The sequence below is a fragment of the Streptomyces sp. M41 genome (assembly GCF_043673425.1).
Classification (GTDB): Bacteria; Actinomycetota; Actinomycetes; order Streptomycetales; family Streptomycetaceae; genus Streptomyces.
This window is the reverse complement of the sequence record NZ_JBIMKE010000015.1, coordinates 141,085-167,600: the sequence shown is the minus strand read 5'-3', so window position 1 is coordinate 167,600 and position 26,516 is coordinate 141,085. Positions and strand designations below refer to the sequence as shown.

Annotated in this window: 18 protein-coding genes and 1 pseudogene; 10 read left to right on the top strand and 9 right to left on the bottom strand. The window is 72.4% G+C overall.

What is annotated here, in order from left to right; translation table 11 throughout:
- Window positions 1-17 precede the first annotated feature (17 nt).
- The 5 genes from ACHBTE_RS20245 to ACHBTE_RS20225 all read right to left on the bottom strand — a co-directional run bounded on the left by ACHBTE_RS20245 (window position 18) and on the right by ACHBTE_RS20225 (window position 6,297).
- The gene (locus ACHBTE_RS20245; RefSeq protein WP_394725374.1) at window positions 18-827 is read right to left on the bottom strand and encodes a class I SAM-dependent methyltransferase; all 810 of its coding nucleotides are present in this window, start codon (window positions 825-827) and stop codon (window positions 18-20) included.
- A complete protein-coding gene (gene rfbD / locus ACHBTE_RS20240) occupies window positions 814-1,695 on the bottom strand; it encodes a dTDP-4-dehydrorhamnose reductase (RefSeq protein ID WP_394725373.1) in 882 nt (293 codons plus the stop codon). Before rfbD ends, ACHBTE_RS20245 begins: the two co-directional genes overlap by 14 nt.
- Window positions 1,695-2,681, bottom strand: a complete 987-nt coding sequence (gene rfbB / locus ACHBTE_RS20235) for a dTDP-glucose 4,6-dehydratase (RefSeq protein WP_394725372.1) — start codon at window positions 2,679-2,681, stop codon at window positions 1,695-1,697. Before rfbB ends, rfbD begins: the two co-directional genes overlap by 1 nt.
- Window positions 2,678-3,745, bottom strand: coding sequence for a glucose-1-phosphate thymidylyltransferase (locus ACHBTE_RS20230; protein WP_394725371.1), 1,068 nt, complete (start codon window positions 3,743-3,745; stop codon window positions 2,678-2,680). The genes rfbB and ACHBTE_RS20230 overlap by 4 nt, the downstream gene beginning before the upstream one ends.
- A 95-nt stretch (window positions 3,746-3,840) precedes the next feature.
- Window positions 3,841-6,297, bottom strand: coding sequence for a SpoIIE family protein phosphatase (locus tag ACHBTE_RS20225; protein ID WP_394725370.1), 2,457 nt, complete (start codon window positions 6,295-6,297; stop codon window positions 3,841-3,843).
- 186 nt (window positions 6,298-6,483) lie between these two features.
- Here ACHBTE_RS20225 and lanKC point away from each other — a divergent pair, with 186 nt between their 5' ends.
- The 4 genes from lanKC (at window position 6,484) to ACHBTE_RS20205 (ending at window position 13,610) form a co-directional block, all read left to right on the top strand.
- On the top strand, window positions 6,484-9,081 hold the full coding sequence (gene lanKC, locus ACHBTE_RS20220; RefSeq protein ID WP_394725369.1) for a class III lanthionine synthetase LanKC: 2,598 nt from the start codon (window positions 6,484-6,486) through the stop codon (window positions 9,079-9,081).
- 61 nt (window positions 9,082-9,142) lie between these two features.
- Window positions 9,143-9,259, top strand: coding sequence for a SapB/AmfS family lanthipeptide (locus ACHBTE_RS20215; RefSeq protein WP_019759682.1), 117 nt, complete (start codon window positions 9,143-9,145; stop codon window positions 9,257-9,259).
- A gap of 95 nt (window positions 9,260-9,354) precedes the next feature.
- The gene (locus tag ACHBTE_RS20210; protein WP_394725368.1) at window positions 9,355-11,046 is read left to right on the top strand and encodes an ABC transporter ATP-binding protein; all 1,692 of its coding nucleotides are present in this window, start codon (window positions 9,355-9,357) and stop codon (window positions 11,044-11,046) included.
- Window positions 11,043-13,610 (top strand): ATP-binding cassette domain-containing protein, encoded by a 2,568-nt coding sequence (locus ACHBTE_RS20205; RefSeq protein WP_394725367.1) that lies wholly within the window; start codon window positions 11,043-11,045, stop codon window positions 13,608-13,610. The genes ACHBTE_RS20210 and ACHBTE_RS20205 overlap by 4 nt, the downstream gene beginning before the upstream one ends.
- Here ACHBTE_RS20205 and ACHBTE_RS20200 read toward each other — a convergent pair.
- A pseudogene (locus ACHBTE_RS20200) lies at window positions 13,533-13,751 on the bottom strand (LuxR C-terminal-related transcriptional regulator); the annotation flags it as partial. The gene ACHBTE_RS20205 and the pseudogene ACHBTE_RS20200 overlap by 78 nt on opposite strands.
- Before the next feature lie 666 nt (window positions 13,752-14,417).
- Between ACHBTE_RS20200 and ACHBTE_RS20195 the strand changes: the two are divergent.
- Window positions 14,418-16,568, top strand: a complete 2,151-nt coding sequence (locus tag ACHBTE_RS20195; RefSeq protein ID WP_394725366.1) for a SpoIIE family protein phosphatase — start codon at window positions 14,418-14,420, stop codon at window positions 16,566-16,568.
- Between the two features lie 149 nt (window positions 16,569-16,717).
- Here ACHBTE_RS20195 and ACHBTE_RS20190 read toward each other — a convergent pair whose 3' ends face one another.
- Window positions 16,718-18,049 (bottom strand): S1 family peptidase, encoded by a 1,332-nt coding sequence (locus tag ACHBTE_RS20190; protein WP_394725365.1) that lies wholly within the window; start codon window positions 18,047-18,049, stop codon window positions 16,718-16,720.
- Between the two features lie 185 nt (window positions 18,050-18,234).
- Between ACHBTE_RS20190 and ACHBTE_RS20185 the strand changes: the two genes are divergently transcribed.
- From ACHBTE_RS20185 to ACHBTE_RS20165, 5 genes are all read left to right on the top strand, one after another.
- Window positions 18,235-18,648, top strand: a complete 414-nt coding sequence (locus ACHBTE_RS20185) for a PaaI family thioesterase (RefSeq protein ID WP_394725364.1) — start codon at window positions 18,235-18,237, stop codon at window positions 18,646-18,648.
- A gap of 625 nt (window positions 18,649-19,273) precedes the next feature.
- Window positions 19,274-19,489 (top strand): type A2 lantipeptide, encoded by a 216-nt coding sequence (locus ACHBTE_RS20180; protein WP_383442906.1) that lies wholly within the window; start codon window positions 19,274-19,276, stop codon window positions 19,487-19,489.
- Between the two features lie 144 nt (window positions 19,490-19,633).
- Window positions 19,634-20,440, top strand: coding sequence for an HlyD family efflux transporter periplasmic adaptor subunit (locus ACHBTE_RS20175; RefSeq protein WP_394725363.1), 807 nt, complete (start codon window positions 19,634-19,636; stop codon window positions 20,438-20,440).
- Window positions 20,437-22,659 (top strand): NHLP family bacteriocin export ABC transporter peptidase/permease/ATPase subunit, encoded by a 2,223-nt coding sequence (locus tag ACHBTE_RS20170; RefSeq protein ID WP_394725362.1) that lies wholly within the window; start codon window positions 20,437-20,439, stop codon window positions 22,657-22,659. Before ACHBTE_RS20175 ends, ACHBTE_RS20170 begins: the two co-directional genes overlap by 4 nt.
- A 1-nt stretch (window position 22,660) precedes the next feature.
- The gene (locus ACHBTE_RS20165; RefSeq protein WP_394725361.1) at window positions 22,661-25,477 is read left to right on the top strand and encodes an NHLP bacteriocin export ABC transporter permease/ATPase subunit; all 2,817 of its coding nucleotides are present in this window, start codon (window positions 22,661-22,663) and stop codon (window positions 25,475-25,477) included.
- A gap of 7 nt (window positions 25,478-25,484) precedes the next feature.
- Here the strand turns inward: ACHBTE_RS20165 and ACHBTE_RS20160 are convergent, their stop codons facing one another.
- Window positions 25,485-26,015, bottom strand: a complete 531-nt coding sequence (locus tag ACHBTE_RS20160) for an SRPBCC family protein (protein WP_394725360.1) — start codon at window positions 26,013-26,015, stop codon at window positions 25,485-25,487.
- Window positions 26,012-26,428, bottom strand: a complete 417-nt coding sequence (locus tag ACHBTE_RS20155; protein WP_394725359.1) for an ArsR/SmtB family transcription factor — start codon at window positions 26,426-26,428, stop codon at window positions 26,012-26,014. The genes ACHBTE_RS20160 and ACHBTE_RS20155 overlap by 4 nt, the downstream gene beginning before the upstream one ends.
- Window positions 26,429-26,516 lie beyond the last annotated feature (88 nt).

Below are 26,516 nucleotides of genomic sequence, written 5' to 3'. Positions count from 1 at the left end.
GGACGTGGCCGACGGTGCTACGCACGACCGCTGCCGACCGCCGCGTCCACCGCCTTCCGCAGCGGCTCCCACCCCCGCGACCGCCCGACGCCCAGCCTGCGGGCCCGCGCCAGCGGGCGCCAGAAGCTCGCCCCCAGCAGCGTCTGCGGCGCCACCGCCCCCGCCCGGTCCAGGATCGTCTCGGGCACCTTCTGCGGATCGGGCACCTGGTACTCGGCGACGATGTCGTCGTACCGGTCCCGCAGCACCGTGTTGCGCGGGTCGGCGCCGAACACCACCAGCTGCCCGGTCGGCTGGGTGTCGACGAGGACCGTCACCAGGTCGGGACGGTGCCGTCCGAGGATCTCGGCGATCTTGTAGACGTCCCCGGTCCAGGCGCCGGTGTGGCGGTCGCGCGCGGCCTCGTCGACGTTGCGCGGCAGCATGTCGTCGAAGACGATCACGCTGGTCCAGTCGGAATGCCGCTCGATGTTCATGAAGTCCCGCAGCGCGTACTCGAACAGGTGCATGCCGTCGATGAAGGACAGATCGAGGACCGTGCGCCGCCAGTGGCCGAGCGGGCTGCGACCGCGGCGCAGGTTGCGCACCGGGTGCCGGCCGCCCTTGAGGTGGATCAGCGGGTTGTCACGGGCGAAGAAGTCGTCGCTGGTCGCCTTCACCAGATGGACGTCGCAGCGGATCTCCGTGACGACTTTGAAGGCGGGGTCGACGGCGATGCTGGGGACTCGGGAAAGTCGTAGGCTGCGGCCGTCGTTGACGCCGATCTCCAGGTAGTTGCGGTTCCCGCTGACCTTGTGCAGTTCCTTCAGGAACTCATGGCGTTTCACGAAGGGTCTCCTTGCGGATCAGGGGCAGTGCTTCGTGCAGGGCGGTGCGCCAGTCGCGTGCGGGCGTGAGGCCGAGCCGCCGGCCGCGGTCGTCCGCGAGGACGCTGTACGCGGGCCGGGGCGCCGGCCGGGGGAAGACGTCGCCGGTGACGGGGCGCACCCGGTCGGGGTCGGCGCCGAGGAGGCGGAACACCTCACGGGCCAGCTCGTACCAGGTGGCCTCGCCGGAGTTGGTGACGTGCAGGACGCCGGTCGCGTCGACGCCGACGCGCGGGCCGAGGTCCGCGATCGTCGCGGCGACGTCGGCGCTCCAGGTGGGCCGGCCGCGCTGGTCGTCGACGACGTCGAGGGTGTCCCGGCGGGCCTCCAGCTCGATCATCGTCCGGACGAAACTACGGCCGTGGACGCCGAACATCCAGCCGGTGCGCACGATCACGCTCGCGGCCGGGAGCTCGTCCGAAACACCCCGCTCACCGGCGAGTTTGGTCCGGCCGTAGGCGGTACGGGGGGCGGGCGGATGGCTTTCGGTGTACGGGGTCCGGGCGTCCCCGGCGAAGACGTAGTCGGTGGAGACGTGGATCAGGCGGACCGCGTGCGCGGCGCACGCCCGGGCGAGCAGGCGCGGGCCGTCGCCGTTGACGCGCAGGGCGCGTTCCTCGTCCGTCTCGGCGTCGTCGACGGCCGTGTACGCGGCGCAGTTGACGAGCACGTCGGGCCGGTGGGCGGTGAGGGCGCGGTCGACGGCGGCGGTGGCGGTGATGTCGAGGGCGGTGTGGCCGAGGCCGGTCACCTGCTCGCCGCGGGCGCGCAGTTCACCGACCGTGTCGCGGCCCAGCATGCCGCCCGCTCCGGTGACCAGCCACCTCATCAGTGCTCCCCGCTCGCGCGCCGCTTGAGGGGTTCCCACCAGTCGCGGTGGTCGCGGTACCAGGCGACGGTGGCGGCGAGGCCCGCGGCGAAGTCGTGGCGGGGCCGGTAGCCGAGTTCGGTGCGGGCCTTGGTCCAGTCGACCGAGTAGCGCAGGTCGTGGCCCTTGCGGTCCTCGACATGGGTCACCTGGTCCCAGTCGGCGCCGCAGGCTTCAAGCAGCAGGGCGGTGAGCTCCCTGTTGCTCAACTCGGTGCCGCCGCCGATGTTGTAGATCTCGCCCGGGCGGCCCTTGGCGCGGACGAGTTCGACGCCCTGGCAGTGGTCGTCCACGTGCAGCCAGTCGCGGACGTTGAGGCCCTCGCCGTAGAGGGGGACCGGGTGGCCGTCGAGGAGGTTGGTGACGAAGAGCGGGACGACCTTCTCGGGGAACTGGTGCGGGCCGTAGTTGTTGGAGCAGCGGGTGACACGGACGTCCAGGCCGTGGGTGCGGTGGTAGGCGAGGGCGAGCAGGTCGGAGGATGCCTTGGAGGCGGCGTAGGGCGAGCTGGGGCGCAGTGGGTCCTCCTCGGTGGCCGAGCCGGACGCGACGGAGCCGTAGACCTCGTCGGTGGATACGTGCAGGAACGGTTCGACGCCGTGGCGCAGGGCCGTGTCCAGCAGGGTCTGGGTGCCGAGGACGTTGGTGCGGACGAAATCACCGGCGCCGGCTATGGAGCGGTCGACGTGGGATTCGGCGGCGAAGTGCACGACCTGGTCGGCCTCGGCCATCAGCTTGTCGGCGAGTTCGGCGTCCCGGATGTCGCCGCGCACGAACGTGAGCCGGGGATGGTCGAGTTCGAGGTTGTCGAGAGTGCCGGCGTAGGTGAGTTTGTCCAGCACGGTGACGCGTGGCGCGTCGGGCGCGTGTGGTGCGTCGCGGGCGAGCAGGGTGCGCACATAGGTCGAGCCGATGAAGCCGGCGGCGCCGGTGACGAGAAGGTTCATGTGTGGATCTGCACCTTGCTGTGGTCCCCGAGGACGAGGCGGTGGGCGCTGGGGACGCCGGCGGCGGGGGTGACCTCGGCGTGCCGCCCGATGAGCGAGGACTCGATCCGGCCGACCCCGTCGATGGAGGCGTCGTGCAGCACGATGGAGAACTCCAGTTCGCTGTCGGTGATACGGCAGTTCTCCGCGATGGAGGTGAAGGGGCCGACGTAGGAGTCCTCCACGAGGGTGCCGGAGCCGACGACCGCCGGGCCGACGATCCGGGAGTTGACGATCCGCGCCCCCTCCTCGACGACGACGCGTCCGACGGTCTCCGAGGCGTCGTCGACGTCACCGTCTATGCGGCGGGCGAGGCCCTCCAGGACGGTTCGGTTCACCTCCAGCATGTCGGCGACGTTCCCGGTGTCCTTCCAGTAGCCCTTGATCTCCGTGCAGCGCACGTCGGCGTCCGTGTCGATCAGATGCTGGATGGCATGGGTGATCTCCAACTCCCCCCGCCAGGACGGGGTGATGGCGCGCACCGCGTCGTGGATCACGGGCGTGAACAGATAGACGCCGACGAGGGCGAGGTCGCTCTTGGGGTGCTGCGGTTTCTCCTCGAGGCCGATGACCTGGCCGAGGTCGTCGAGTTCGGCGACGCCGAAGGAGCGGGGGTCCTGGACGCGGGTGAGCAGGATCTGGGCGTCGGGGCGGTTGCTGCGGAACTCCTCGACGAGGTCGGTGATTCCGCCGACGATGAAGTTGTCGCCGAGGTACATCACGAAGTCGTCGTCGCCGAGCCAGTCGCGGGCTATGAGGACGGCGTGGGCCAGTCCCAGCGGGCGTTCCTGGGGTATGTAGGTGATGTCCAGGCCGAATCTGGTGCCGTCGCCGACGGCGTCCTGGATCTCCGCCGCGGTCTCACCGACGATGACGCCGACATCCGTGATGCCGGCCGCGGCGATGGATTCCAGCCCGTAGAAGAGCACGGCCTTGTTGGCCACCGGCACGAGCTGTTTGGCCGAAGTGTGCGTGATCGGCCTCAAGCGCGTACCGGCGCCGCCGGACAGCACAAGAGCCTTCATCTGCTTCACCTTAGCCCGGATATCCCCGATTTGACTGTGTCGGGATTGGCTTGTTCTTGGCGGAAGCGACCCCCGGTGTTCACCTGGGCCCGGCGTCAGTCGGCCAGTGCGATCTCGCTCCACACCTGTTTTCCGCCACTGACCGGCACCGTCCCCCAGGCCGCCGACATGGCCTCGACGAGGAGGATGCCGCGCCCGCCGGTCGCCTCCCAGCTGATGCTGGTGGGCTTGGCCGGGGTGCGCGGTGAGGAGTCGGCGACGGCGACGCGCAGCCGGCCGCCGACGAGGGTGAGGTCCAGGCGGACCCGGCCGTCGGTGTGCACCAGGGCGTTGGTGACGAGTTCGCACACGACGAGCAGGACGGTGTCGGCGTCCTGGGCAGGCACGCCCCAGGCGCGCAGTGTGCGCCGGGTGAAGCGGCGGGCGTGGCCGACGGCCTCCGGGACGCGCCAGACGGTCCAGCTCTCGCGCAGCGGGCGTACGGCCATGCCGTCGTAGCGCATCAGCAGCAGGGCGATGTCGTCGCTGCGTGGGGCGCCGACGAGCAGGGCGTCGGCGACCAGGCCGAGGTGAGCCGGGTCGGAGCGGGCGAGGGCGGAGGCGAGCCGGTCCATGCCGGTGTCGATGTCGGCGTCGGCGGACTCCACGAGGCCGTCGGTGGTGAGGGCGAGCAGGGTGCCGGGCCGAAGCCTGAGCGGGCTCATCGGGAAGCCGGCCTGGCGCAGCACGCCGAGCGGCGGCCCGCCCTCCGCCTCCGCGATCTCGGTGGTGCCGTCCGGGTGCCGCAGCACGGGCGGGAGGTGTCCGGCGCGCACGCACCAGGCGGTGCCCTCCTCCAGGTCGACGTCGACGTAGCAACAGGTGGCGAAGAGGTCGGTCTCCATGTCCATCAGCAGCCGGTTGGCGTGGTGGACGACCACGTCCGGGGGGTGCCCCTCGGCGGCGTAGGCGCGCAGGGCGGTGCGCATCTGGCCCATCAGGGTCGCGGCGGCGGCGCTGTGGCCCTGGACGTCGCCGATGACCAGGGCCACATGGTTGTCGGTCAGCGGGATCACGTCGTACCAGTCGCCGCCCACCTCCAGGCCGGCCGTGGTCGGCAGATAGCGGGCGACGGCCTCGGCGCCGGGCAGCCGGGGCAGTCGGCGCGGCAGCAGCTGGCGCTGGAGCATGCCGACGAGTTCGTGCTCGGCGTCGAAGGCGTGGGCGCGCAGCAGGGCCTGGCCGGCGAGGCCGGCGGAGGCGGTGAGCAGGGCGCGTTCGTCGGGGCCGAACTCGTGCGGGGTGTCCCAGCCGATCACGCAGGCGCCGGCGACCCGGCCCCCGGCGGGCAGTGGCAGGACGGCGAGGCCGCCGGGGCCGACGTCGGCGAGGGCGGGTTCCAGGGTGGTGCCGGCGGGCCAGATCTGGGCGCGGCCCTCGCGCAGGGCGGCGGCGAGGGTGGGCATGGCGCGCACGGGCGCGTCGGGCCATTCGGTGCGCCACTCCTGGCGCCACAGCTGGGGCCATGCCTCCGGTTCGGGCGGGTCGAGGACGGTGACGACGAGCCGGTCGTGCTCCAGCTCGGCGAGCGCGATGCGGTCGGCGCGCAACGGTTTGCGCAGGGCGCCGACCACGGCGTGGCTGACGTCGCGGACGGTGCCGGCGGTGGCGAGGGCGGCGGCGAGGCGCTGGACGCGGGCGGCGTCGGTGACCTCGGCGCGCAGGGTGGAGGCGTCGGCGACGGTGCCGACGAGGCGGGCGGGCAGGCCCTCGCCGCCGGGGAGCAGCCGGCCGCGCAGCCTGAGCCACTTGGGCGGGCCCGCGGGTTGCAGCACCCGGAACTCCAGCTCGCGGTCGCCGATGGACATGTGGTCGGCCTCGACGACGGACATCAGCGCCGGCAGGTCCTCGGGGACGGTACGGCCGAGGAGGGTCTCGACCTTGCCGTCGAACTCGCCGGGGCCGAGGCCGAACAGCACCAGGATGTCCTCGCCGACGTCGACGCGGCCGGTGTCCATGGCGAGGCTGAACGCGCCCGGCGGCAGGTCGCCGGGCTCGGGGGCCGCGGGGCGGGCGGGGAAGGCGACGGCCGCGGCGACCAGTTCCAGGCAGACGCGGTCGTCGGTGTCGAACCCGCCGGGGTTCTCGCTGACGGCCAGCAGGCAGCCGTCCTCGTCGCCGCCACGGGCGGGGAGGGCGGCCAGGTGGAAGTCCGGCGACGGGGTCCGCCGCGACTCGGCGGTGCCGGCGAGTTCGTGCGGAGCGCGCCAGACCGGGCGGCCGGTGCGGTGGGCGGCGGCGAGCGGGGACCGCCCGGCCAGGGGGTAGCCGTCGCGCAGGCCGTACAGGGTGCGGGGCACGCCGACGGACTCGAGCAGGCACAGCAGTTCGCCGTCCTCGCTCGGGGTGTACACGGCGGCGAAGGCGGCCCGGCCGAAGACCAGGGCCTGTTCCAGGACCCGGCGCAGTCGTTCGGGTGAGTCCGTCTCGCCGGCGAGCGCCTTCAGGGCACCTTCGGCCCGCAGACGCCCAGTCCTGCGTCCGGCAGCGCCCTCAGTGACCACGTCCGCCATTACAGCGCTTGTGAGCCACGGACGCAGCCCCTGTGACCGTTCGATGCGGCGTAGACGTCGGCAGTGCTCGAAACCCTCCGAACAGTTCTTGACTCATGCGTTCCGCACGGTGATCTCGTGACAGCCGTGACTGTGCGTGCCCGGCCCCGCACTGGAAGTCTCGGCGTCGGACACGGAGGGGGAGGCATGGACAAGCGGTACGAGGTGTACGCGCTCGCCGACCGGCACTTCTACGAGACGCCTGAACGCATGTCCGTTCAGGCGCGGGACACCACCTCGCATCTCTACGAGACGGCGCGGCGCGAGGTGCCGGACGGCTGGGACGCGACGCGGATCGGCGACTGGCTGGCGCTGACGCCGCTCGACGCGGACTCACGCCCCGTGTCCGGCCCGGCGCAGGGCTGGAAGATCCACGCCTCGGCCACCCGGGCGAACGCCGAGCGGATCGCGGCGATCGTGTGGGACTACTGCGTGCCCCGGCGCATCCCGTTCAAGTTCGTGCCGGGCCCGCAGCTGCTGCACCTGCGCAACACCAAGTACGCCGCCCGGGACACCAGCGGCAAGTTCGTCACGGTGTATCCGGCCGACGAGGAGCAGCTGCACGTCGTGCTGCGCGAGCTCGGCAAGCTCCTGGAGGGCTTCGAAGGGCCGTACATCCTTACCGATCTGCGCTGGTACGACGGCCCGCTCTACGTCCGCTACGGCGCGTTCGCCCGCAGCTTCGTCGTCGACGAGCGCGGCTCGCTCGTGCCGGCGGTGCTGGACGGCGAGGGCAGGCGGGTGCCGGACCGGCGGGCGCCGTCGTTCCAGGTGCCGGAGTGGGTGACGCTGCCGGCGTTCCTGGAGCCGCATCTGGCGGCCCGCAACACGACGACGGTGGGCGAGCTGCCGTACCGCATCGAGAAGGCGCTGCACTTCTCCAACGGCGGCGGGGTGTACGCGGGCACCGACACCCGGGACGGCCGGCGGGTCGTGCTGAAGGAGGGGCGGCCGCACGCGGGGCTGGCGGCCGACGGGGCGGACGCGATCGCGCGTCTGGAGCGGGAGAAGGCCGCTCTGGAGCAGCTGGCGGGGACGGGGGTGGTGCCTGAGGTGCGGGACTGGTTCACGCTCGGCGACCACCGGTTCCTCGTCATGGACTTCGTCGAGGGGCGACCGCTGAACTCGTTCTTCGCCGAGCGCCATCCGCTGCTCGCCGCGGACCCCGACCCGGAGGCGGTCGCCGAGTACACGGCGTGGGCGCTGCGGATGTACGGGGCGGTGGAACGCGCGGTGGAGGCGGTGCACGCGCGCGGGATCGTCTTCCACGATCTGCATGTCTTCAACATCATGGTCGCGCCCGACGAGGAGTCGGTGGTGCTGCTGGACTTCGAGGCGGCGGCGCCGGTCTCCGAGCGGGGCCGGCAGGTGGTGGCCCATCCGGGCTTCTTCGCCCCGCCGGACCGCAGGGGCATCGACGTCGACCGCTATGCGCTGGCGTGTCTGCGGCTCGCCATGTTCCTGCCCGTCACCACGCTGTTCGTGGTCGACCGGGGCAAGGCGGCCCATCTCGCCGAGGTGATCGCCCGTCAGTTCCCGGACGTGCCCGGGGAGTTCCTGGACGGGGCCGTCACCGAGATCACCCGCGGCACGACCGTGCGCGCACCCTCCTTCGTCGAGCCCGGGGACTGGCCGTACAGCCGGGACTCCATGGTCAAGGCGCTCCTCGCCTCGGCGACCCCGGAACGCGACGACCGGCTCTTCCCCGGCGACATCACGCAGTTCTCCGACGGCGGCGGCCTCGGCCTCGCGCACGGCGCGGCGGGCGTGCTGTACGCGCTGGACGCGGTCGGCGCCGAACGGTACGAGGAGGGCGAGCGCTGGCTGCTGGCCCGCACCGCACCGCCGCCGACGGGCACACCGCTCGGACTGTACGACGGTCTCGCGGGCGTCGCCCATGTCCTAAACCGGCTCGGACACCGGCAGCGCGCCCTCGACCTGGTCGAGCGGATCCTCGCGGAACGCTGGCGGAACCTCTCCTCCGACCTGCACGGGGGGCTGGCCGGACTCGGCCTGGTGCTGGGCGAGCTGGCGGAATCGGCGGGCGAGCCGGAGCTGCGCGAGCATGCCGCCGACGTCGCGGACATCCTCATGCGACGACTCGCGCAGCCGCTGCCGGACACCCCCCGGCGGCGGGCCGGGCTGCTGCGCGGCGCGAGCGGGCCGGCGCTGTTCCTGCTGCGGCAGTACGAACGGACCGGTGAACCGGGGCTGTTGGAGGCGGCCGGGGTGGCTCTGCGCGGGGACCTGGAGTGCTGCGTGACGCATCACAGCGGCTCGCTGGAGGTCGACGAGGGCTGGCGGACGCTGCCCTACCTCGGCGACGGCAGCGCCGGCATCGGGATGGTGCTGGACGACCTCCTCGTCCATGTCACGGATGTGGACGGCGAGTTGGAGCGGGCGCGGGCCGGGATCCTGACCGCCGCCACCAGCCGCTTCTATGTGCAGCCCGGCCTGTTCCAGGGCCGCGCCGGGATGATCCTGCACCTGGCCCGCACCGGCACGCCGGGAGCGACCGGCGACCGGCTGGCCGAGCAGATCGCGGGGCTCGGCTGGTTCGCCATGGACTATCAGGGCCAACTGGCCTTCCCAGGTCACCAGATGATGCGTCTGTCGATGGACCTGGGCACCGGAACGGCAGGGTGCCTGCTCGCGCTGGGAGCCGCTCTCGGCGACCCGGCCGCCGCCCGGCTGCCGTTCCTGCCGCCGATCGGGCGGCCCTCACCACGCGGTTGCGCGAGTTGACGCAGCCGTGACACCACCCCGTCCCCACGGATGGACGACACCCAAGAGGAAGGAAACAGACATGGCACTTCTCGACCTTCAGGCGATGGAATCGGACGAGCACACGGGAGGCGGCGGCGCCAGCACACTCAGCCTGCTGTCCTGCGTCAGCGCCGCGAGCCTCACGCTCTGTCTCTGACACACACCGTGTGCCCAGGGCTCCGGGCGGTCCGCTCCCCACGAGGGAGCGACCGCCCGGGGTCGCGCGCGCATCGAGGGTGAGGCCGCCGCCGTATGACACAAGCCGTCAGGACGCTTCCCGGACCGCTGGGTCCGGCCGCCGCCCGCACCGTGGCGCTCTGCCTGGTGAGCACCGCAGCGACCGGCGCCGGCCTGCTGCTGCCCGCCGCGCTCGGACACACCTTGGATCTGCTGCTCGCGCAGGCCCCGGCGACGCGCTGGGTGCTGTACTGCGCCGCGATCACCGTGCTGCTCACCCTTTTCGACGCGTGCGAGACGGTACTGACCGGCACCGTCGACGCCCGTACCACCGCCTGGCTGCGCTGCCGGCTGACCGCGCACGTCCTCGCCGTCGGCCCGCGCGCCGCCACCCGCTTCGGACCCGGAGACCTCGTCGCCCGCCTCGTCGGCAACGCCGCCCAGGCCGGTACGGCGCCGACCGCCCGCGCCGCACTGCTCGCCGCGCTCGCCGGGCCCGTCGGCGGCATCGTGGCCCTCGCCCTGATCGATCCATGGCTCGCGGCCGTACTGCTCGCCGGAACGCCCGTGCTGGCGCTGCTGCTGCGCGCCTTCGCCCGTGACACCAGGGAATGCGTGGCGCGCTACCAGCAGGCGCAGGGGCGGATCGCACGGGCACTGGCGGAAGCCGTCCGCGGGCACCGCACCATCGAGGCGGCGGGCACGGCCGGCCGGGAGACGGCACGGATCCTGCGGCCCCTGCCGGAACTCTCCCGGGCCGGACACCGCATGTGGCGGGTGCAGGGGCTCGCGGCGGGCCGTTCGGTGGCCGTGGCCCCGCTGCTCCAGCTCGGCGTCGTCGCCGTGGCAGGGGTCCTGCTCGCCCGGCACCGGCTGACGGTGGGTGAGGTGCTCGCCGCCTCCCGGTACGCGGTCCTCGCCACCGGGGTGGGGGTCCTGGTCGGGCAGCTCGCCGGCCTGGCCCGCGCCCGCGCCGCGACGAGCCGCCTGCACGAGGTGCTCGCCGAACCGGCGCCGGCCCACGGCGAGCGTGTCCTCCCGCACGGTCCGGGCCGGTTGGAGCTGCGCGAGGTGACCGCCGTACGCGGCGGGCGTGCCGTGCTCGACGGAGTCGATCTGGTGGTGCCCGGCGGCACGACGCTGGCCGTCGTGGGCCGGTCGGGAGCGGGCAAGTCGCTGCTCGCCGCGGTGGCCGGACGGCTCGCCGAACCGGACACGGGCGAGGTGCTCCTCGACGGCGTGCCGTTGCGCGAGCTCACCCGCGACGCGCTGCGCGGGGCCGTCGGGTACGCCTTCGAACGCCCCGCGCTGCTGGGCGGCACGATCGAGGACGAGATCGGCCTCGCACTGGCGTCCCCCTCCCCCGAACGGGTCCGGGAGGCGGCCCGCACGGCCCGCGCCGACGACTTCGTGCGCCGCCTGCCCCACGGTTACGCCACCGCCGTCGCCGACGCCCCGCGCTCCGGCGGGGAGTCCCAGCGCCTGGGCCTCGCCCGGGCGTTCGCGCACGGCGGGCGGCTGCTGATCCTCGACGACGCCCTCTCCAGCCTCGACACGGTGACCGAGGCCCGCATCACCGCGGCCCTCGTGCCGCACGGCCCGCACGCCGGCACCCGGCTCCTGATCGCGCACCGCGCCGCCACGGCCGCCCGCGCGGACGCGGTGGCCTGGCTGGACGGGGGCCGGGTGCGGGCGGTCGGACCCCACGAACGGCTCTGGCGGATCCCCGAGTACCGGGCGGTGTTCGCGGACGGGGACCGGTCATGACCGAGGGTGTGCACCGGCGAGGACTGCGGTTCCTGTCCGAGCGGTGGCGGGTGCTGGTACGGCTGGCCGGCTGGTCGGTGCTGGAGACGGGACAGACCTTCCTCACCGGGTACGCCCTGGCCCGTGCCCTGGACGACGGTTTCCTGGCCGCCCGGCCCGGGACCGGGCTCGGGTGGCTGGCGGTGGCCGGACTCGGCGTGCTCGTCGGCGCGTTCGGCACGGCGCGGGTGTACGGCGCGGTCGCCGCGTTGGCCGAGCCGCTGCGGGACCGGCTGGTGGAGCGAGTCGTGGTGCGCGGCGTGCGGGAGGCGGACGCGGGCGCGCTGTCGGGGCTGACCCAGCAGGTCGAGATCGCGCGGGACACCTTCGCCGGGCTGGTGATGGTGTCGCGTTCGTTCGTCTTCACGGCGACCGGCGCCGTCGTGGGGCTCGCGTCGCTCGACCCGCTGCTCCTGCTGGTCGTCGGGCCCCCGCTCGCCTCGGGCCTGGCCCTGTTCGCGGTGACACTGCGACCACTGGCCCGGCGTCAGGAGGCGTACCTCGTCGCCGACGAGGCGCTGGCCGACCGGCTGGCCGCCGTCTGCCCGGGACTGCGGGACATCACGGCAGCGGGCGCGGAGGACAGGGTCGCCGCCGCCACCGGGCTGCGCATCGACGCGGAGCGGCGGGCGGCCTCCGCCCTCGCCCGCTGGGGCGTCCTGCGCGTGGCGTCCCTCGCGCTCGGCGGCCGGCTGCCCATCGTGCTGCTGCTCGTCTGCGCACCCTGGCTGCTCGCCCGCGGCGTCACCACCGGCGCGCTGATCGGCGCCCTCGCCTACATCACCCAGTCCCTCCTCCCGGCGCTGCACAACCTGGTCCACGGCCTGGGCACGAGCGGCTCCCGGCTGGTGGTGGTACTACGCCGACTGACCCGTGAGCCCCGACCGGGCACCGAACGACGCGCCCACGCGGCTGCCTCGGGGGTGGGGGCGCCGGTCCCCATGACCCTCACCGAGGGCGGAGGGCCGGCCCACGAGGCCCCCGCCGGGGCCGGAAGGCCGACTCAGGTCCGCGCCGAGGCCGGAGAGCCGGCCCATGAGGTCCCCGCCGACGCCGGAGAGCCGGCCCATGAGGTCCTCACCGAGGCCGCAGTGCGTGCGCACGAATCATCTACCGAGGCGCGCAAACCCGACCGCGGGGCAGCCGCAGGGATCGGAGAGCCCGCTCAGGCAACACCCAGCGAGGCGCCGAAACCCGACAACGCAGTCACCACCGGGACCGCAAAGCCCTCCCACGACACATCCGTCGAAGCGCCAAACCCCGACCGCAGGGCATCCACCAGGAGCGGAGACCCTGCGCATGAGGGGCCAAACCCCGACCGCGCGACATCCACCGAGACCGGAAAGCCCGCCCACGACACGTCCGCCAAGACCGGAAAGCCCGCCAACGACGCATCCGCGAAGACCGGAAAGCCCGCCCACAACGCATCCGCCAAAGCACCAGAACCCGCCCGCGGGACACGCGCCGAGACCTCGAAGCCCGCCCGCGGGACCCACCCCGAGACCGGAAAGCCCGCCCACGAAGCCCCGGCCCGAGCCCGTCGACTCCCCCAAGACCTCTCCGTCGGGGCCGGACCCCCGCCCCGGTGGAAGGCGCGAATCCACGAGGCACCGTCGGCCACCGTCCGCGCCGCCGGCCCGGACAGCGCCACCGCCCCCGCCCTCTCCCTCACCTCCGTCACCTTCGCCTACGGCCCCACCGCCGCCCCCGTCATCGACGGCCTGGACCTCACCCTCGAACCCGGCGCCCACCTGGCCGTCGTGGGCGCGAGCGGGATCGGGAAGTCCACTCTGACCGCGCTGATCGCCGGGCTGCTGGAGCCGGGGCACGGTGCCGTACGGCTCTTGGGGCACCCGGTGCCCGGGCCGGAGGCCGCCGCGCTCAGGGTGCTCATCCCGCAGGAGGCGTACGTGTTCACCGGCACGCTCGCCGAGAACCTCGGGCATCTGCGGGACGACCCCGTGCCCGAGGCGGAGCTGCTCTGCGCGGCTGAGGCCGTCGGCCTCCTGCCGTTGCTCGACGCGCTCGGCGGGCCCGGTGCGACCGTGGATCCGGCGGCGCTCTCCGCCGGTGAGCGCCAGCTCGTGGCCCTGACCCGGGCCTATCTCTCGCCCGCACCGCTCGCCCTGCTGGACGAGGCGACCTGCCACCTCGACGCGGCTGCCGAGGAGCGCGCGGAGCGGGCGTTCGCACAGCGGCCGGGCGGCACTCTGGTCGTCGTCGCGCACCGCATCAGCTCGGCGCGCCGCGCCGACGGCGTGCTGGTGATGGACGGTCCGGACACGGCCTACGGCACCCATGACGCGTTGCTGCGCCACTCGGCGGCGTACCGCGATCTGGTGGGCGGCTGGACGCCGTCGCCCTCACAGCCAGCCCTCCCCCTGGGAGATCCGGATCGCGTCGATGCGATTGCGGGCACCGGTCTTGCGCGTGATGGCGGCCATGTAGTTGCGCACGGTCCCGTGGGACAGATGCAGGCTTCCCGCGATCTCCGCCACCGAGGCCCCCTCGGCGGCGAGGGATAACACGCTCAGTTCCCGCCGGGTCAGCGGCATCTCGGCGGCCTTGAGGAACCCGAAGCCCAGCGAGTCATCGACGAAACGTTTCCCTTCCGCGACGCGCCGGATCCCGCGTACGAGGCTGTCGGGCGAGCCCTCCTTGTCCACATAGCCGAGCGCCCCCGCCTCGGCGGCCCGCTTCAGCAGCCCCGGCCGGTGGGAGCCGGCGAGCACCAGGAGCCGCGGCGCGCTCCGGCCCGTCTCGCGTGCGCAGAGGTCGCCCAGCGGCGGGATGCCGTAAGCGTCCGAGCAGTCGAGGTCGGCCGCGCAGACGTCCGGCCGCAGGGATCGCAGACGGCCCGGCCCGCTGCGCCACGAGGCGTCGTGCACCTCGAGGTCCGGTATCCGGCGCAGCCACTCCGCCAAGACCGATCTGACCAGACACGCGTCATGCACCAATAACACCCGGATCAATTCCCCGTCCTTTCGGCTCACCCTGCACCGGACCGTGGTGAGAAACGCGTGCCCTATTGTTCGCGTCCCGCACGGCCCCCGGGCGCGAAGAACCGGCCATCGGGGTGCGTGGGGGCGCACACTCGGCGCCCGGGCCCCGCCGCGCGCTTCCGATCCGGGGGAATGGTCCGAGGCGGAAGGGGTATACAGCGCCCTCGCCGCGCTTCGGGTACGCGTGCGCCGCGCATGATCCCCCTGGCAGCCCGTGCCTCCGGGCGCTCGCCGTGCGCGAAGGGCCGGGAAGGGGGAGATTTGAGCCCTGGGGGCCCGGACGCATGTCGGCGCACCGGGCCCCGCGGGAACGCGCGCCGGTGCGAGGAGGTGGTCGGCGTGTCCGACGGACAGACGTCCGCACAGGCGCCGTCGGCCGCGCGGACGCGGGTCGGCCGGCCGCTGTTGTCGCTGGCGCTGGCGTCGATGATGGACGAGGTGCACGCGCACTCCGGGGCGGTGTATCTGCTGGCGGCCGACGAGCCAGTGCTGGAGATGGCGGTGATGGCGGGGCTGCCCCGGGCGTTCGCGGCGCCGTGGGAGCGGGTCGGGCTCAGCGCGCCGATCCCGGTGGCCGAGGCGGTGCGGGAGCGGCAGCTGGTCTGGGTGCGCGGCGAGGACGACATGGCGGCCCGCTATCCGCGCATCGCCCTGGTGCTGCCCTATCCGTTCGCGCTGGCCGCGCTGCCCGTGGCGACCGAGACCGACGCCTATGGCGCGATCTTCGTGACCTGGCCGGGCTCGCATCCCCCGGAGCTGTCGGAACGGGACCAGGACCATCTGAGTGCGGCCTGCCGACGGCTCGCGGTGCGGCTGGAAAGGGCCAGGGAGGACAGCCGCCCGCCGCTGCCCGAGCCCGATCTGGTCGCCGGACCGGCGTTCAGCGGCGCGGCGGGCACGCTCGGCACGGTGGAGGCGGCGCGGATGGTGTCGCGGCTGCCGTACGGGTTGTGCTCGCTGGATCTGCACGGCCGGGTCAGCTTCGCCAATCCGGCGGCGGCCGAGCTGATCGGCGTCCCGGCCAGCCGGCTGCTCGGCAACCAGCTGTGGGCCGCGGTGCCCTGGCTCAACGACCCCGTGTACGAGGACCGTTACCGGGCGGCGCTGATGAGCCAGCAGACGACGTCGTTCGTGGCGCTGCGGCCACCCGGCGACTGGCTGTCGTTCCGTATGTACCCGAGTACGAGCGGCTTGAGCGTACGCATCAGCAGGGCCCGCGCGGTGGCCGAGATGGGCCGCCGCGGCCCGGAGCCGGGTGACGCGCCGGCCCGGCTGGTGACCATCTCCCAGGTGCTGAGTCTGGCCGGCGCGCTCACCGAGGCGGCGGGCGTGCAGGACGTGGTGCAGCTGGTCGCGGACGAGATCGTGCCGGCCGTGGGCAGTCAGGCCCTGGTCGTGCTGGGTTCGCGGGCGGGCCGGCTGCATGTGCTCGGTCACCGCGGCTATGCCGACCCGCGGGTCGTGGAGCAGTTCGACGGGATGCCGTTGACCGAGCAGACGGCGGGCACCCACGCCCTCACCACCGGGGTGCCCGCGTTCTTCGACTCCCGGCAGGAGCTGGAGCGGCTGTACCCGGCGCGGCACGCGACGCCCGACGGGTTCGCGGCCTGGGCGTATCTGCCGCTGATCGCCTCGGGCCGGCCCGTAGGCACCTGTGTGCTCGCCTACGCCGAACCGCATGCCTTCCCGGCCGACGAACGGGCGGTTCTGACCAGCCTGGGCGGGCTCATCGCGCAGGCGCTGGAGCGGGCCCAGCTCTACGACGCCAAGCACCAGTTGGCGCACGGCCTTCAGGCCGCCCTGCTGCCGCACTCCTTGCCGCCGCTGCCCGGCGTCGAGGCCGCGGCACGCTATCTGCCCGCCACCCAGGGCATGGAGATCGGCGGCGACTTCTACGACCTGGTGCCGACGGAAGAGGGCCTGACGGCGGCGGTGATCGGGGACGTACAGGGCCACAACGTCACCGCGGCCGGTCTGATGGGCCAGATCCGCACCGCCGTACGGGCGTACACGACCGTCGGGCAGGCCCCGGAGGAGGTCATGCGCAGCACCAACCGGCTGCTGCTGGACCTCGGTGCCGACCTGTTCGCCAGCTGTCTGTATATGCGTCTGGACCCCGAGCACGGTAAGGCGGTGATGGCCCGGGCCGGGCATCCTCCGCCATTGCTGAGGCGGCCGGACGGACGGGTGCGGGTGCTCGACCTGGCGGGCGGCCCGCTGCTGGGCATCGACGGCTCACCCGCCTATCCGACGACGGAGGTCGATCTCACGCCCGGCTGTGTGCTGCTGCTGTACACCGACGGCCTGATCGAGTCCCCGGGCGTCGACATCGAGGACGCCCTCGCCGACCTCGGCCAGGTCCTCGGCGAGGCCGGCGAACGCCCCTTGGACGAGCTGGCCGATCTGCTGGTCCGGCACAGCGCCTCGGTACGGGAACGGGTCGACGACGTGGCGCTGCTGTTGCTGCGGGCCCGGGGCTGAGGGGTCCGCACACACTGCGGTCCGAGCCTCCCGCCGGAGGGCCGGACCGCGTGCGCACTCGCCTTCGACGGCGGTGTCGGTGTGTCAGTTCACGTCAGTTCACGTCAGTTCACGTCAGTTCACGTCAGTTCAGTTCACATCAGTTCACATCAGTTCACTCCGACACCGTTGCCGATGATCTCGCCGAGGCCGTTGCCCGTGCCGTCGGCGTTGCCGTTGCCCGCCTCTTCGCCGGCCTCTTCACCGGCTTCCTGGCCTGCTCCGGCCTCTTCACCGGCACCGACTCCGCCTTCCTCACCGGCACCGGCACCGGCCTCCTCGCCCGCACCGGCTTCCTCGCCCGCACCGGCCTGTCCGCCGCCGGCGCCGCCGCCGAGGGTCGCGCCTACCGCTTCCAGGGCGGTGGTCACCGGCTGGAAGAAGGTCTCGCCGCCGACCGTGCAGTCGCCGCTGCCGCCGGAGGTGAGGCCGATCGCCAGACCGTCCTGGGTGAACAGGGAGCCGCCGCTGTCGCCGGGTTCGGCGCAGACGTCGGTCTGGATGAGTCCGGTGACCGTGCCCTCCGGGTAGTTCACGGTGGCGTTGAGCCCCGTGACCTGACCGTCGTTCAGCCCGGTGGTGCTGCCCATCCGCAGGACCTGGAGACCGACCTCGGCGTCGGCGGCCTGGCTGATCGGGACGGTCTGGTCGCCGACGTTGACCTCACTCGGCGCCTGGGTGGCCGGGTCGTCGTACTTCACGAGCGCGAAGTCGCCTGCGCCGGGGAAGGTGGACTGGTCGACGGTGGCGATCGGCTGGCCGCCCTGGGTGTCCGACCATTCGTTGCCGCCGAGCGTGCAGTGACCGGCGGTCAGGAAGGCGGGCGAGCCGTCGCCCGCGGTGACGTTGAAGCCGAGGGAGCAGCGCGAGCCGCCCGCGAAGATGGCGTCGCCGCCGGACACGAAGGGCTTGAAGGTGCCGGACGACTTCTTGATGGTCGCCATGTTCGAGCCGAGGCTCTGCACGGTCGACTCCAGCTGGTCCCAGTTGTCGCCGGTGACCGTGCGGTCGGCGGTGACGAGGATCTTGTTCGTTCTGGGGTCGACGGCCCACGCGGTGCCCGGGATGGTCGCCTCGGACTTCAGGGTCTTGGCTCCGGCATCGAGTTCGGCCAGGCTGTTGGCGACCTCGCGGACCTTCGCGCCCGCCTTCTTCGCCTGGACGATGACGTTGTTGTTGTCGCCGGGGATGACGTTGACGACGAGCTGCTGGCTCTCGGCGTCGTAGTACGAACCGGCGAAGGCGTCGCCGAGCATGCCCGCGAGCTGCGAGGCGAGATCCGAGGCGTCCGCCGCCTTCAGGGTCTTGGGAGCGGCTGCGGCGTCCGAGGCACCGTCCTGTGACGCGTTGGCGTTCGGCAACAGGATCGCCGCCGCTCCGAGCGCCACCACGCTGCCCGCTGCTATCGCGGCCTTGCGCTTCGGAATTCGCTTGTGACTCAAACTTCTCGACCTCCTGGGGGACGGGGTCTGTGCCGCCTGTGCGGCAGCTGTTCGGGGCGCCTGGTTGGCAGTTGGTACGCACGGGGCGCGCGGGGCGTTCAATTGCGTTTGCACGCGCCCCACTCGGCACACCGAATCAGCCAAGGGCCGCACCCGGAGGGCCAGGGGCGGGAACAATCCCCCATATGACGATGACTACGGCCGAAGCCGACAAGATCCTCTCCGCCAATTTCGCCCCTTGGGTGCTCGCCCTCGGTCTGTCCGTCGAGGGCGTGGGAGATCAGCGCGCGATCCTGCGACTGCCCTGGTCGGACGGCCTGGCCCGGGAGGGCGGCGCGCTGTCGGGGCAGGCGCTGATGGCTGCCGCCGACACCGCGACCGTCATCGCGGTGTCGGCGGCGCGCGGGGCGTACGGACCGATGACGACGGTGCAGCTGTCGACGTCGTTCCAGCGCCCGGTGATCGGTTCGGATGTCTTGATCGAAGCGGTCGTCACCAAGCTGGGCCGCCGGATGGCCTTCGCCGACATCGTGATGACGGACGAGGGATCCGGAGACATCGCGGCACGGGCGAGCACGGTGTACGCGCTGCTGGGCTGAGGCAGTGCAGGACCTTCCGACCGAGGCGGTGTGCGCACTGCTGGGCTGAGGTGGTGCAGGTCCTTCCGACCGAGGCGGTGTGCGCATCGCCGGGCTGTGGCGGCTGCGCTGCGCGCTGCCCGGCGTGCACGATGTGCCCCCTTCCGGGCCGACACGATCCGCAACCGATCGATCACGGTCGGTTGTAAATGCTTAGCGGAATCCCAGCTTCAGCGAATCTACACATTCAATGCTCAACGAAGTCACCGTGCACCGCGGTTCTGCACACGGGACTACCGGCGGTCACCCCCTTGGGGCCGGAGTGTCTGATTCGCCGCGCCCGCCCCGTCGCCCCGCCGGGCGGATGCAACAGCACGTCCGAGCCGATGCTGTGACGCATGTGAAGAAGTCGCCGACAAGACGTGCCCGCTTCTGCACGGATGACTGCTTCGGGGAGCCAATTGCCCAGGTGAGGCCAATGGTTGATTGGAAGCGCGCGCCCGCAGCGTGCTTTGATCCATCGCACCGCGGGGGCCGCGATCGGCTTCCGGCAACGGGCGCCGGGCGCCCGCGGTCGCGGCCGTCGTCTGTCCCCAGAGGGGGCCGCTCCCCCTTGTGAATACCCATTAGGAAGGGAAGTTCCATCATGAACTCCACCCCCCAGGTTGAGACCGTCGAGATCTCCGACGCCGAGCTCGACAACGTCTCCGGCGGCCTGCAGGTCAACGCCGTGAACGGTGCCCTCGACGCTGTCAACGGCATTGCCCCGGTTTCCGGCCTGGTCGACACGGTCGTCGGCACCGTGGAGGGTGTCACCGGCCTGAACACCGCCCCGGTCTCGGGCCTGGTCGCCGGTCTCTGATCGCACCTTTTTGCAACCGCTGAGTCCCGGAGCCTCCCCGGCTCCGGGGCTCTTCGGGTGCCGTGCCGCGGCTTCGGCACCCCCCGTGACACGGCCGGCCTCCCCACGCCGGTCTCCACTCATCCTCAGGTGAGGGAAAGTTCCGTGCAGTTCCGCCAACAGGCCCTCGCCAAGCTCCAGTCACCGGAGGAACTCGACCTTCCGGTGCGCTTCGCCCGCCCCCAGGGCTGGCTGGTCCTCGCCGTGACGGTGGTCGTGATGGCCGCCGCGTCCGTGTGGGCCCTGACCGGTTCGGTCGCCTCCACCGTGGGCGCGCCCGCCGTCCTCACCCACGGCCAGGGCAGCTACATCCTCCAGAGCCCCGTCGCCGGCCAGGTCACCGCGGTCCTCGCCGAGCAGGGCCGGCGGCTCCCGGCGAAGTCCCCGGTCCTGAAGGTCCGTACCGCCCGGGGCGAGACGGTCGTCCGCACGGTCGCCGCCGGCCGGGTCACCACGCTCGCCGCCACCATCGGGCAGATCATCTCCACCGGCGCGAACGTGGCCGCCGTGGAGAAGGTCGCCCGCGCTGAGGACCCCCTGTACGCCACGGTGTACGTCCCCGCCGAGAACGCGGCCGCCATCCCGGACGACGCCGCCGTGGACCTCACCGTCCAGTCGGTGCCCACCCAGGAGTACGGCGTGCTGCGCGGCCATGTGAAGTCGGTGGACCGCTCCGCGCAGTCCGCACAGCAGATCGCCGCATTCCTCGGAGACGACCAGCTCGGCGAGCAGTTCACCAAGGACGGCAGGCCGGTCGCCGTACTGGTGAAGCTGGACGAGAAGTCGAGCACCGAGAGCGGCTACGCGTGGTCGTCCACGGACGGGCCGCCGTTCTCCCTCACCTCCATGACCATGGCCGACGCCTCGATCCGGCTGGCCGATCAGCGTCCCGTCGACTGGCTGCTGCCGTGAGCGCCGCGCAGGAGACCCGGAGCCGGCGGCGCGCCGCTCCGCCGAAACGACCCGTGCCCAAGGGCCGTGTGAAGACGGTCCGCACGCCCACCGTCCTGCAGATGGAGGCCGTGGAGTGCGGCGCCGCCTCCCTCGCGATGGTGCTCGGCCACTACGGCCGCCATGTCCCGCTGGAGGAGCTGCGCATAGCGTGCGGCGTCTCCCGCGACGGCTCGCGCGCCAGCAACCTGCTGAAGGCCGCCCGCGGCTACGGGCTGACGGCCAAGGGCATGCAGATGGACACGGCCGCCCTCGCCGAGGTGAAGACGCCGGCCGTTCTGTTCTGGGAGTTCAACCACTACGTCGTCTATGACGGCATGGGCCGCCGTTTCGGCCGCCGGGGGGTGTACATCAACGACCCCGCCAAGGGCCGCCGTTTCGTGCCCATGGAGGACTTCGACGGCAGCTTCACCGGTGTCGTCCTGGTGATGGAGCCCGGCGAGGGCTTCAGCAAGGGCGGGCGCAAACCCGGGATCCTGGGCGCGATGCCCGCCCGGCTGCGCGGCACCGCGGGCACGATGCCCGCCGCCGTGCTGGCGAGCCTCCTGCTCGTGCTGGTCGGCGCCGCGGTGCCCGCGCTGAGCCGTACCTATATCGACATGTTCCTCATCGGCGGCCAGACCTCCCTGCTGGGCGTGCTGTTCGCGTCGATGGGGGCCTGCGTCACGCTCACGGTGGTGCTGACCTGGCTGCAGCAGGCGAACCTGCTGCGGGGCCGCATCATCTCCTCGACCCTGTCCAGCGCCCGCTTCCTGCGCCATCTGCTGCGGCTGCCGGTGACGTTCTTCTCCCAGCGCAGCCCGGCCGACCTGGTGCAGCGCCTCCAGTCCAACGACGCGGTGTCCGAGACCCTGGCCCGTGACCTGGCGGCGGCGGGCGTGGACGCCGTGGTCGTCGTCCTGTACGCGCTCCTCCTCTACACCTACGACCCCCAGCTCACGTTCGTCGGCATCGGCGTGGCCCTGCTGAACGTCGTCGCCATGCGGGTCGTGATCCGCCTGCGCGCCACCCGTACGGCCAAGCTGCGCGCGGACAACGCACGGCTGACCAACACCGCCTACACCGGCCTTCAGCTGATCGAGACGATGAAGGCGACCGGCGGCGAGGACGGCTACTTCCGCAAGTGGGCCGGACAGCACGCCACGACGCTGGAGGAGCAGCAGCGCCTCGGCGTGCCGAGTGCCTGGCTGGGCGTGGTCGCCCCGACGCTCGCCACGCTCAACAGCGCGCTCATCCTCTGGATCGGCGGCATGCGGGCGATCGAGGGGGGCATCTCCGTGGGCCTGCTGGTCGCCTTCCAGGCGCTGGTCACCCGCTTCACCGCGCCGATCACCCGTCTGAACGGCGTCGCGGGCCGCATCCAGGACTTCGCCGCCGACGTGGCCCGCCTGAAGGACGTGGAGAACTTCGAGGCGGACCCGCTCTACGGCCGTCCCGGCGCGGGCGATTCGACGCGCCGGCTGCACGGCCACGTCGAGCTCCAGAACATCACCTTCGGCTACAGCCCCCTCGACAAGCCCCTGCTCACCGGCTTCGACCTGACGGTCGGCCCGGGCCGGCAGGTCGCCCTGGTCGGCGGCTCCGGCAGCGGCAAGTCGACCGTCTCGCGCCTGATCTCGGGTCTGTACGCCCCGTGGGAGGGTGTCATCCGCATCGACGACCAGCGCATCGAGGACATCCCGCGGGGCGCGCTCGCCGCCTCCGTCTCCTTCGTCGACCAGGAGGTGTTCCTCTTCGAGGGCACCGTCCGCGACAACGTGGCGCTGTGGGACCCGTCGGTCCCGGACGAGGCGGTGGTGGACGCGCTGCGCGACGCGGCCCTGTACGACGTGGTCATGCGCCGCCCGGGCGGCATCCACAGCCATGTCGAGCAGGACGGCCGTAACTTCTCCGGCGGGCAGCGTCAGCGGCTGGAGATCGCGCGGGCGCTGGTGCGCCGCCCCAGCATCCTGGTCCTCGACGAGGTGACGAGCGCGCTCGACGCCGAGACCGAGCTGATCGTGATGGACAACCTGCGCAAGCGCGGCTGTGCCTGTGTGGTGATCGCGCACCGGCTCAGCACCGTGCGCGACAGCGACGAGATCGTCGTACTCCAGCACGGCACGATCGTGGAACGCGGGCGGCACGAGGAATTGGTGGCGCGTGGGGGCGCGTACGCAACACTGGTCAGGGAGCGGTGAGATGACTGCCGTCCACGAGGGTGACCTCGTTCTCGACGCGCTGGGGCAGATGGGCGCGCGGATCGACTGCGCCGGACTCAACCGCCTCGACCTCGAAGGCCCGCAGGTGCTGTGGCTGGTGGCGTCCGGCGCGGTGGACCTGTTCGCGGTCGACGCCGGGCAGCAGGGCCACTGGCATCACCTCGGCCGGCTGGAGGCGGGCTCGCTGCTGCTGGGTCCGGTCGCGGGACCGCAGCACACGCTGGTCGCGCGTCCGCTGCGGGACTGCGTGGTGCACCGCATCGGCCTGCGCGAGCTGTACCAGCCCGCCAACACCCAGACCTGGTCCTACGACGAGTACGGCAATCCGCAGTACGTCCCGCCGCAGACGAGCCCTCTGGAGTACGCCCTCGCCCTCGGCGTCGGCCGCAGCCTGTCGATCCTGTTCCAGGCGCCGATGGCCACCGAACGGGCCGCGGAGGTGACTGACGACGACGTCTTCTGGATGCAGGTGCCGCCCGGCAGCGTGCAGTACGGCTCGCTGTACGGCGCGGAGGCCGCCGCCGACCTGCTGATGGACCCGGCGGTCTGGCAGTCCATGGTCGACCAGCAGTACCGCCTGCTGACCACGCTGGACCGCTGGATCGAGCAGCTGGAACGCACCCACGAGACACGTACGGCCGCCGGTATCAAGGCCGGTGAGGCGGTGCGCGCCCAGGCCGACCGGACGCTGCTCGCGTCCATCGGCAAGCGGCGCGACAAGCGCGCGACGGCAGCCGACGCGGACGCCAGTCACGCCGCCTGCAAGCTGGTCGCCGAGGCGGCCGGGATCACACTGGCCGAGCCCGCGCAGAGCGGTGTCGAGAGCGAACGGCTCGACCCGGTCGAGCGGATCGCACTCGCCTCTCGCATCCGCACCAGGGCCGTACGCCTGGACGGACGGTGGTGGCGGGACAACATCGGCCCGCTCGTCGGTCACCGGGCGCTGTCCGGTGCGCCGGTGGCGCTGCTGTGGCGGCGCGGCGGCTATGTCGCCGTCCATCCGTCGACGGGCCGTGAGACGCCGGTCGAGAAGGCCAACGCGGAGGAGTTCGAGCCGCGTGCCGTGATGTTCTACCGCCCGCTGCCCGACCGTGCGTTGAGCCCGCTGCGGCTGCTGCGGTTCAGCATGCGGGGCACCGGCGGCGACCTCACCAACCTCCTGCTGAGCGGCCTGGTGACCGTGGCGATCGGCGCGCTGGTGCCGGTCGCGACCGGCAAGGTGCTCGGCGAGTTCGTGCCGAAGGCGCAGACCGCGCTCATCGTGCAGTTCTGTCTCGCCGTGATGATCAGCAGCGTGGTGGCGGCGGCCTTCATGCTGTTGCAGAATCTGACGATCCTGCGGCTGGAGGGCCGGATCGAGGCCACGCTCCAACCCGCCCTGTGGGACCGGCTGCTGCGGCTGCCGACGAAGTTCTTCACCGAGCGCTCGACCGGTGAGCTGGCGAGCCAGGCCATGGGCATCAGCGCCGTCCGCCGTCTGCTGGCCGGGGTCGGTCCCGTCGTCGCGCAGTCGGTGACCGTGGGTGCGATGAACCTGGCGCTGCTGTTCTGGTACAGCGTGCCGATGGCGCTGGCGGCGATCGGCATGCTCGTCGTCATCGCGGGCGTCTTCCTGGGGCTGGGGCTGTGGCAGGTGCGCTGGCAGCGGCGGCTGGTGGTGCTGAACAACAAACTGAACAACCAGGCGTTCCAGACTCTGCGGGGCCTGCCCAAGCTGCGCGTCGCGGCGGCCGAGAACTACGCCTACGCGGCCTGGGCGGACCGGTTCGCGCGCAGCCGGGAGCTTCAGCAGAAGGTGGGGCGGATCAAGAACCTCACCACGGTGCTGGGCGCGGTGTATCTGCCGCTGTGCACGCTGCTGATGTTCATGCTGCTGGCGGGACCCGCGCACGGGTCGATGTCGGCGGCGGCGTTCCTCACCTTCAACACGTCGGTGACGATGCTGCTGACGTCGGTCACCCAGCTGACGGGCGCGTTCGTCTCCGCCGTGGCGGCGTTGCCGCTGTTCGAGGAGATCAAGCCGGTGCTCCAGGCCACGCCGGAGGTGCGCTCGGCGAGCACCCGGCCCGGCCCGCTGTCCGGGTCGATCGAGGCGCGCCGGCTGTCCTTCCGCTACTCCGACGACGGTCCCCTCGTCCTCGACGACGTGTCCTTCGAGGTGAGCCCGGGCGAGTTCGTGGCGATCGTCGGACCCAGCGGCTGCGGCAAGTCGACCCTGCTGCGGCTGCTGATCGGCTTCGACAAGCCGGTCTCGGGCAGTGTGCTCTACGACGGCCAGGACCTGTCCGCGCTCGATCAGTCCGCGGTGCGCCGGCAGTGCGGGGTGGTGCTCCAACACGCCCAGCCGTTCACCGGGTCCATCCTGGACGTCATCTGCGGTACGGAGCCGTACACGCCGGAGGAGGCGATGGCGGCGGCCGAGATGGCGGGCCTCGCCGAGGACATCAAGCGCATGCCGATGGGGCTGCACACGATCGTCTCGGGCAGCGGCGCGGTCTCCGGCGGCCAGCGGCAACGACTGATGATCGCCCAGGCGTTGATCCGCCGCCCGCGCATCCTGTTCTTCGACGAGGCGACCAGCGCCCTGGACAACGAGACCCAGCGCACGGTCATCGAGTCGACCAGGGCCCTCAACGCCACCCGCGTCGTCATCGCGCACCGCCTGTCGACGGTGCTGGACGCGGACCGCGTCATCGTGATGGAGGACGGCAAGGTCGCCCAGCAGGGCCCGCCCGCACAGCTGCTCGCGGACACCGGCGGGCGGCTGCACGAACTGGTACGGCGCCAGATGACGTGACGGCAGGTCAGGTGTCGAGGCCGGGGACGGGGGCGCCGGCGGGGACACCGGCGGCCACATAGCCGTCGTAGAGCTCCTTCCAGGGCGCGTTCGCCCCCGCGTGCGGTCCCTCGAAGCGCTCCCCGCGCGCGTGCGCGTCCAGGGCGGCCAGGCACACCTCCCAGCCGGCGCTGTTGCGGGCGGCGGTGTTCTCGGCCGCGAGGACGTTGGTGAGCGTGAAGCGGGTGCGTCCGCCGTCCAGGGGGTCCAGGTCGAAGTGCAGTTCGTCGTCGCCCCATGCGAAGGACAGGTGCCGGGGCTCGTCCACGGCGATCACGCGTCCCGTGGAGTCGGCCATGTTCGGGTCTCCGGAGAACGTGACCGTGCCGCCGGGGCGCAGCTCGATCTCGGCGCGGGACGGGAACCAGTGGGCGAGTTCGTCGGCGTCGGTCACGAACTGCCAGACGCGCGCGACGGGATGGTCGTAGGTGCGGCTGAAGCGGACGGCCGGGCGTCCGTCGTCGAGGGTCAGATAGGTGCCGGTGAGGTCCGCGGTCATGGTGGATCAGTCCCTTCGTTAGGGGCCTCGGTGTCGCCCGGTGCCGGCGGCCGAGGAGCGGGTCGCTCGGCCGGGGTGTCGTCGGCCTCGCTGTCGTCCGTCGTATCGTCGAGGCGGCGGCCCAGGGCGTCCAGGCTGCTGTTCCAGAGCCTGCGGTAGGGGGCGAGCCAGGAGTCCAGGGCGGCGATCGGGGCCGGGTCGAGGGCGTAGACGCGGCGCTGGGCGTCCTGCCGTACCCGTACCAGACCCGCCTCCCGCAGCACCTTCAGATGCTTCGACGTGCTCGGCTGGCTCAGCCCGCATGCCTCCACGATCTCCCCGACGGGCCGAGGCCGCTCCAGGAGCAGCGTGACGATGGCCCGCCGGTGAGGATCGGCGAGCGCGCTCCAGAGCGACGCACCGGGATCGGACATGCGATCCAATATGCCTCTCTGGTTATATTCCTGTCAAGGCATAACTGGACCTCGCTCCCGTGCGCCCCCGTTGCACCGGCCTCGAAAC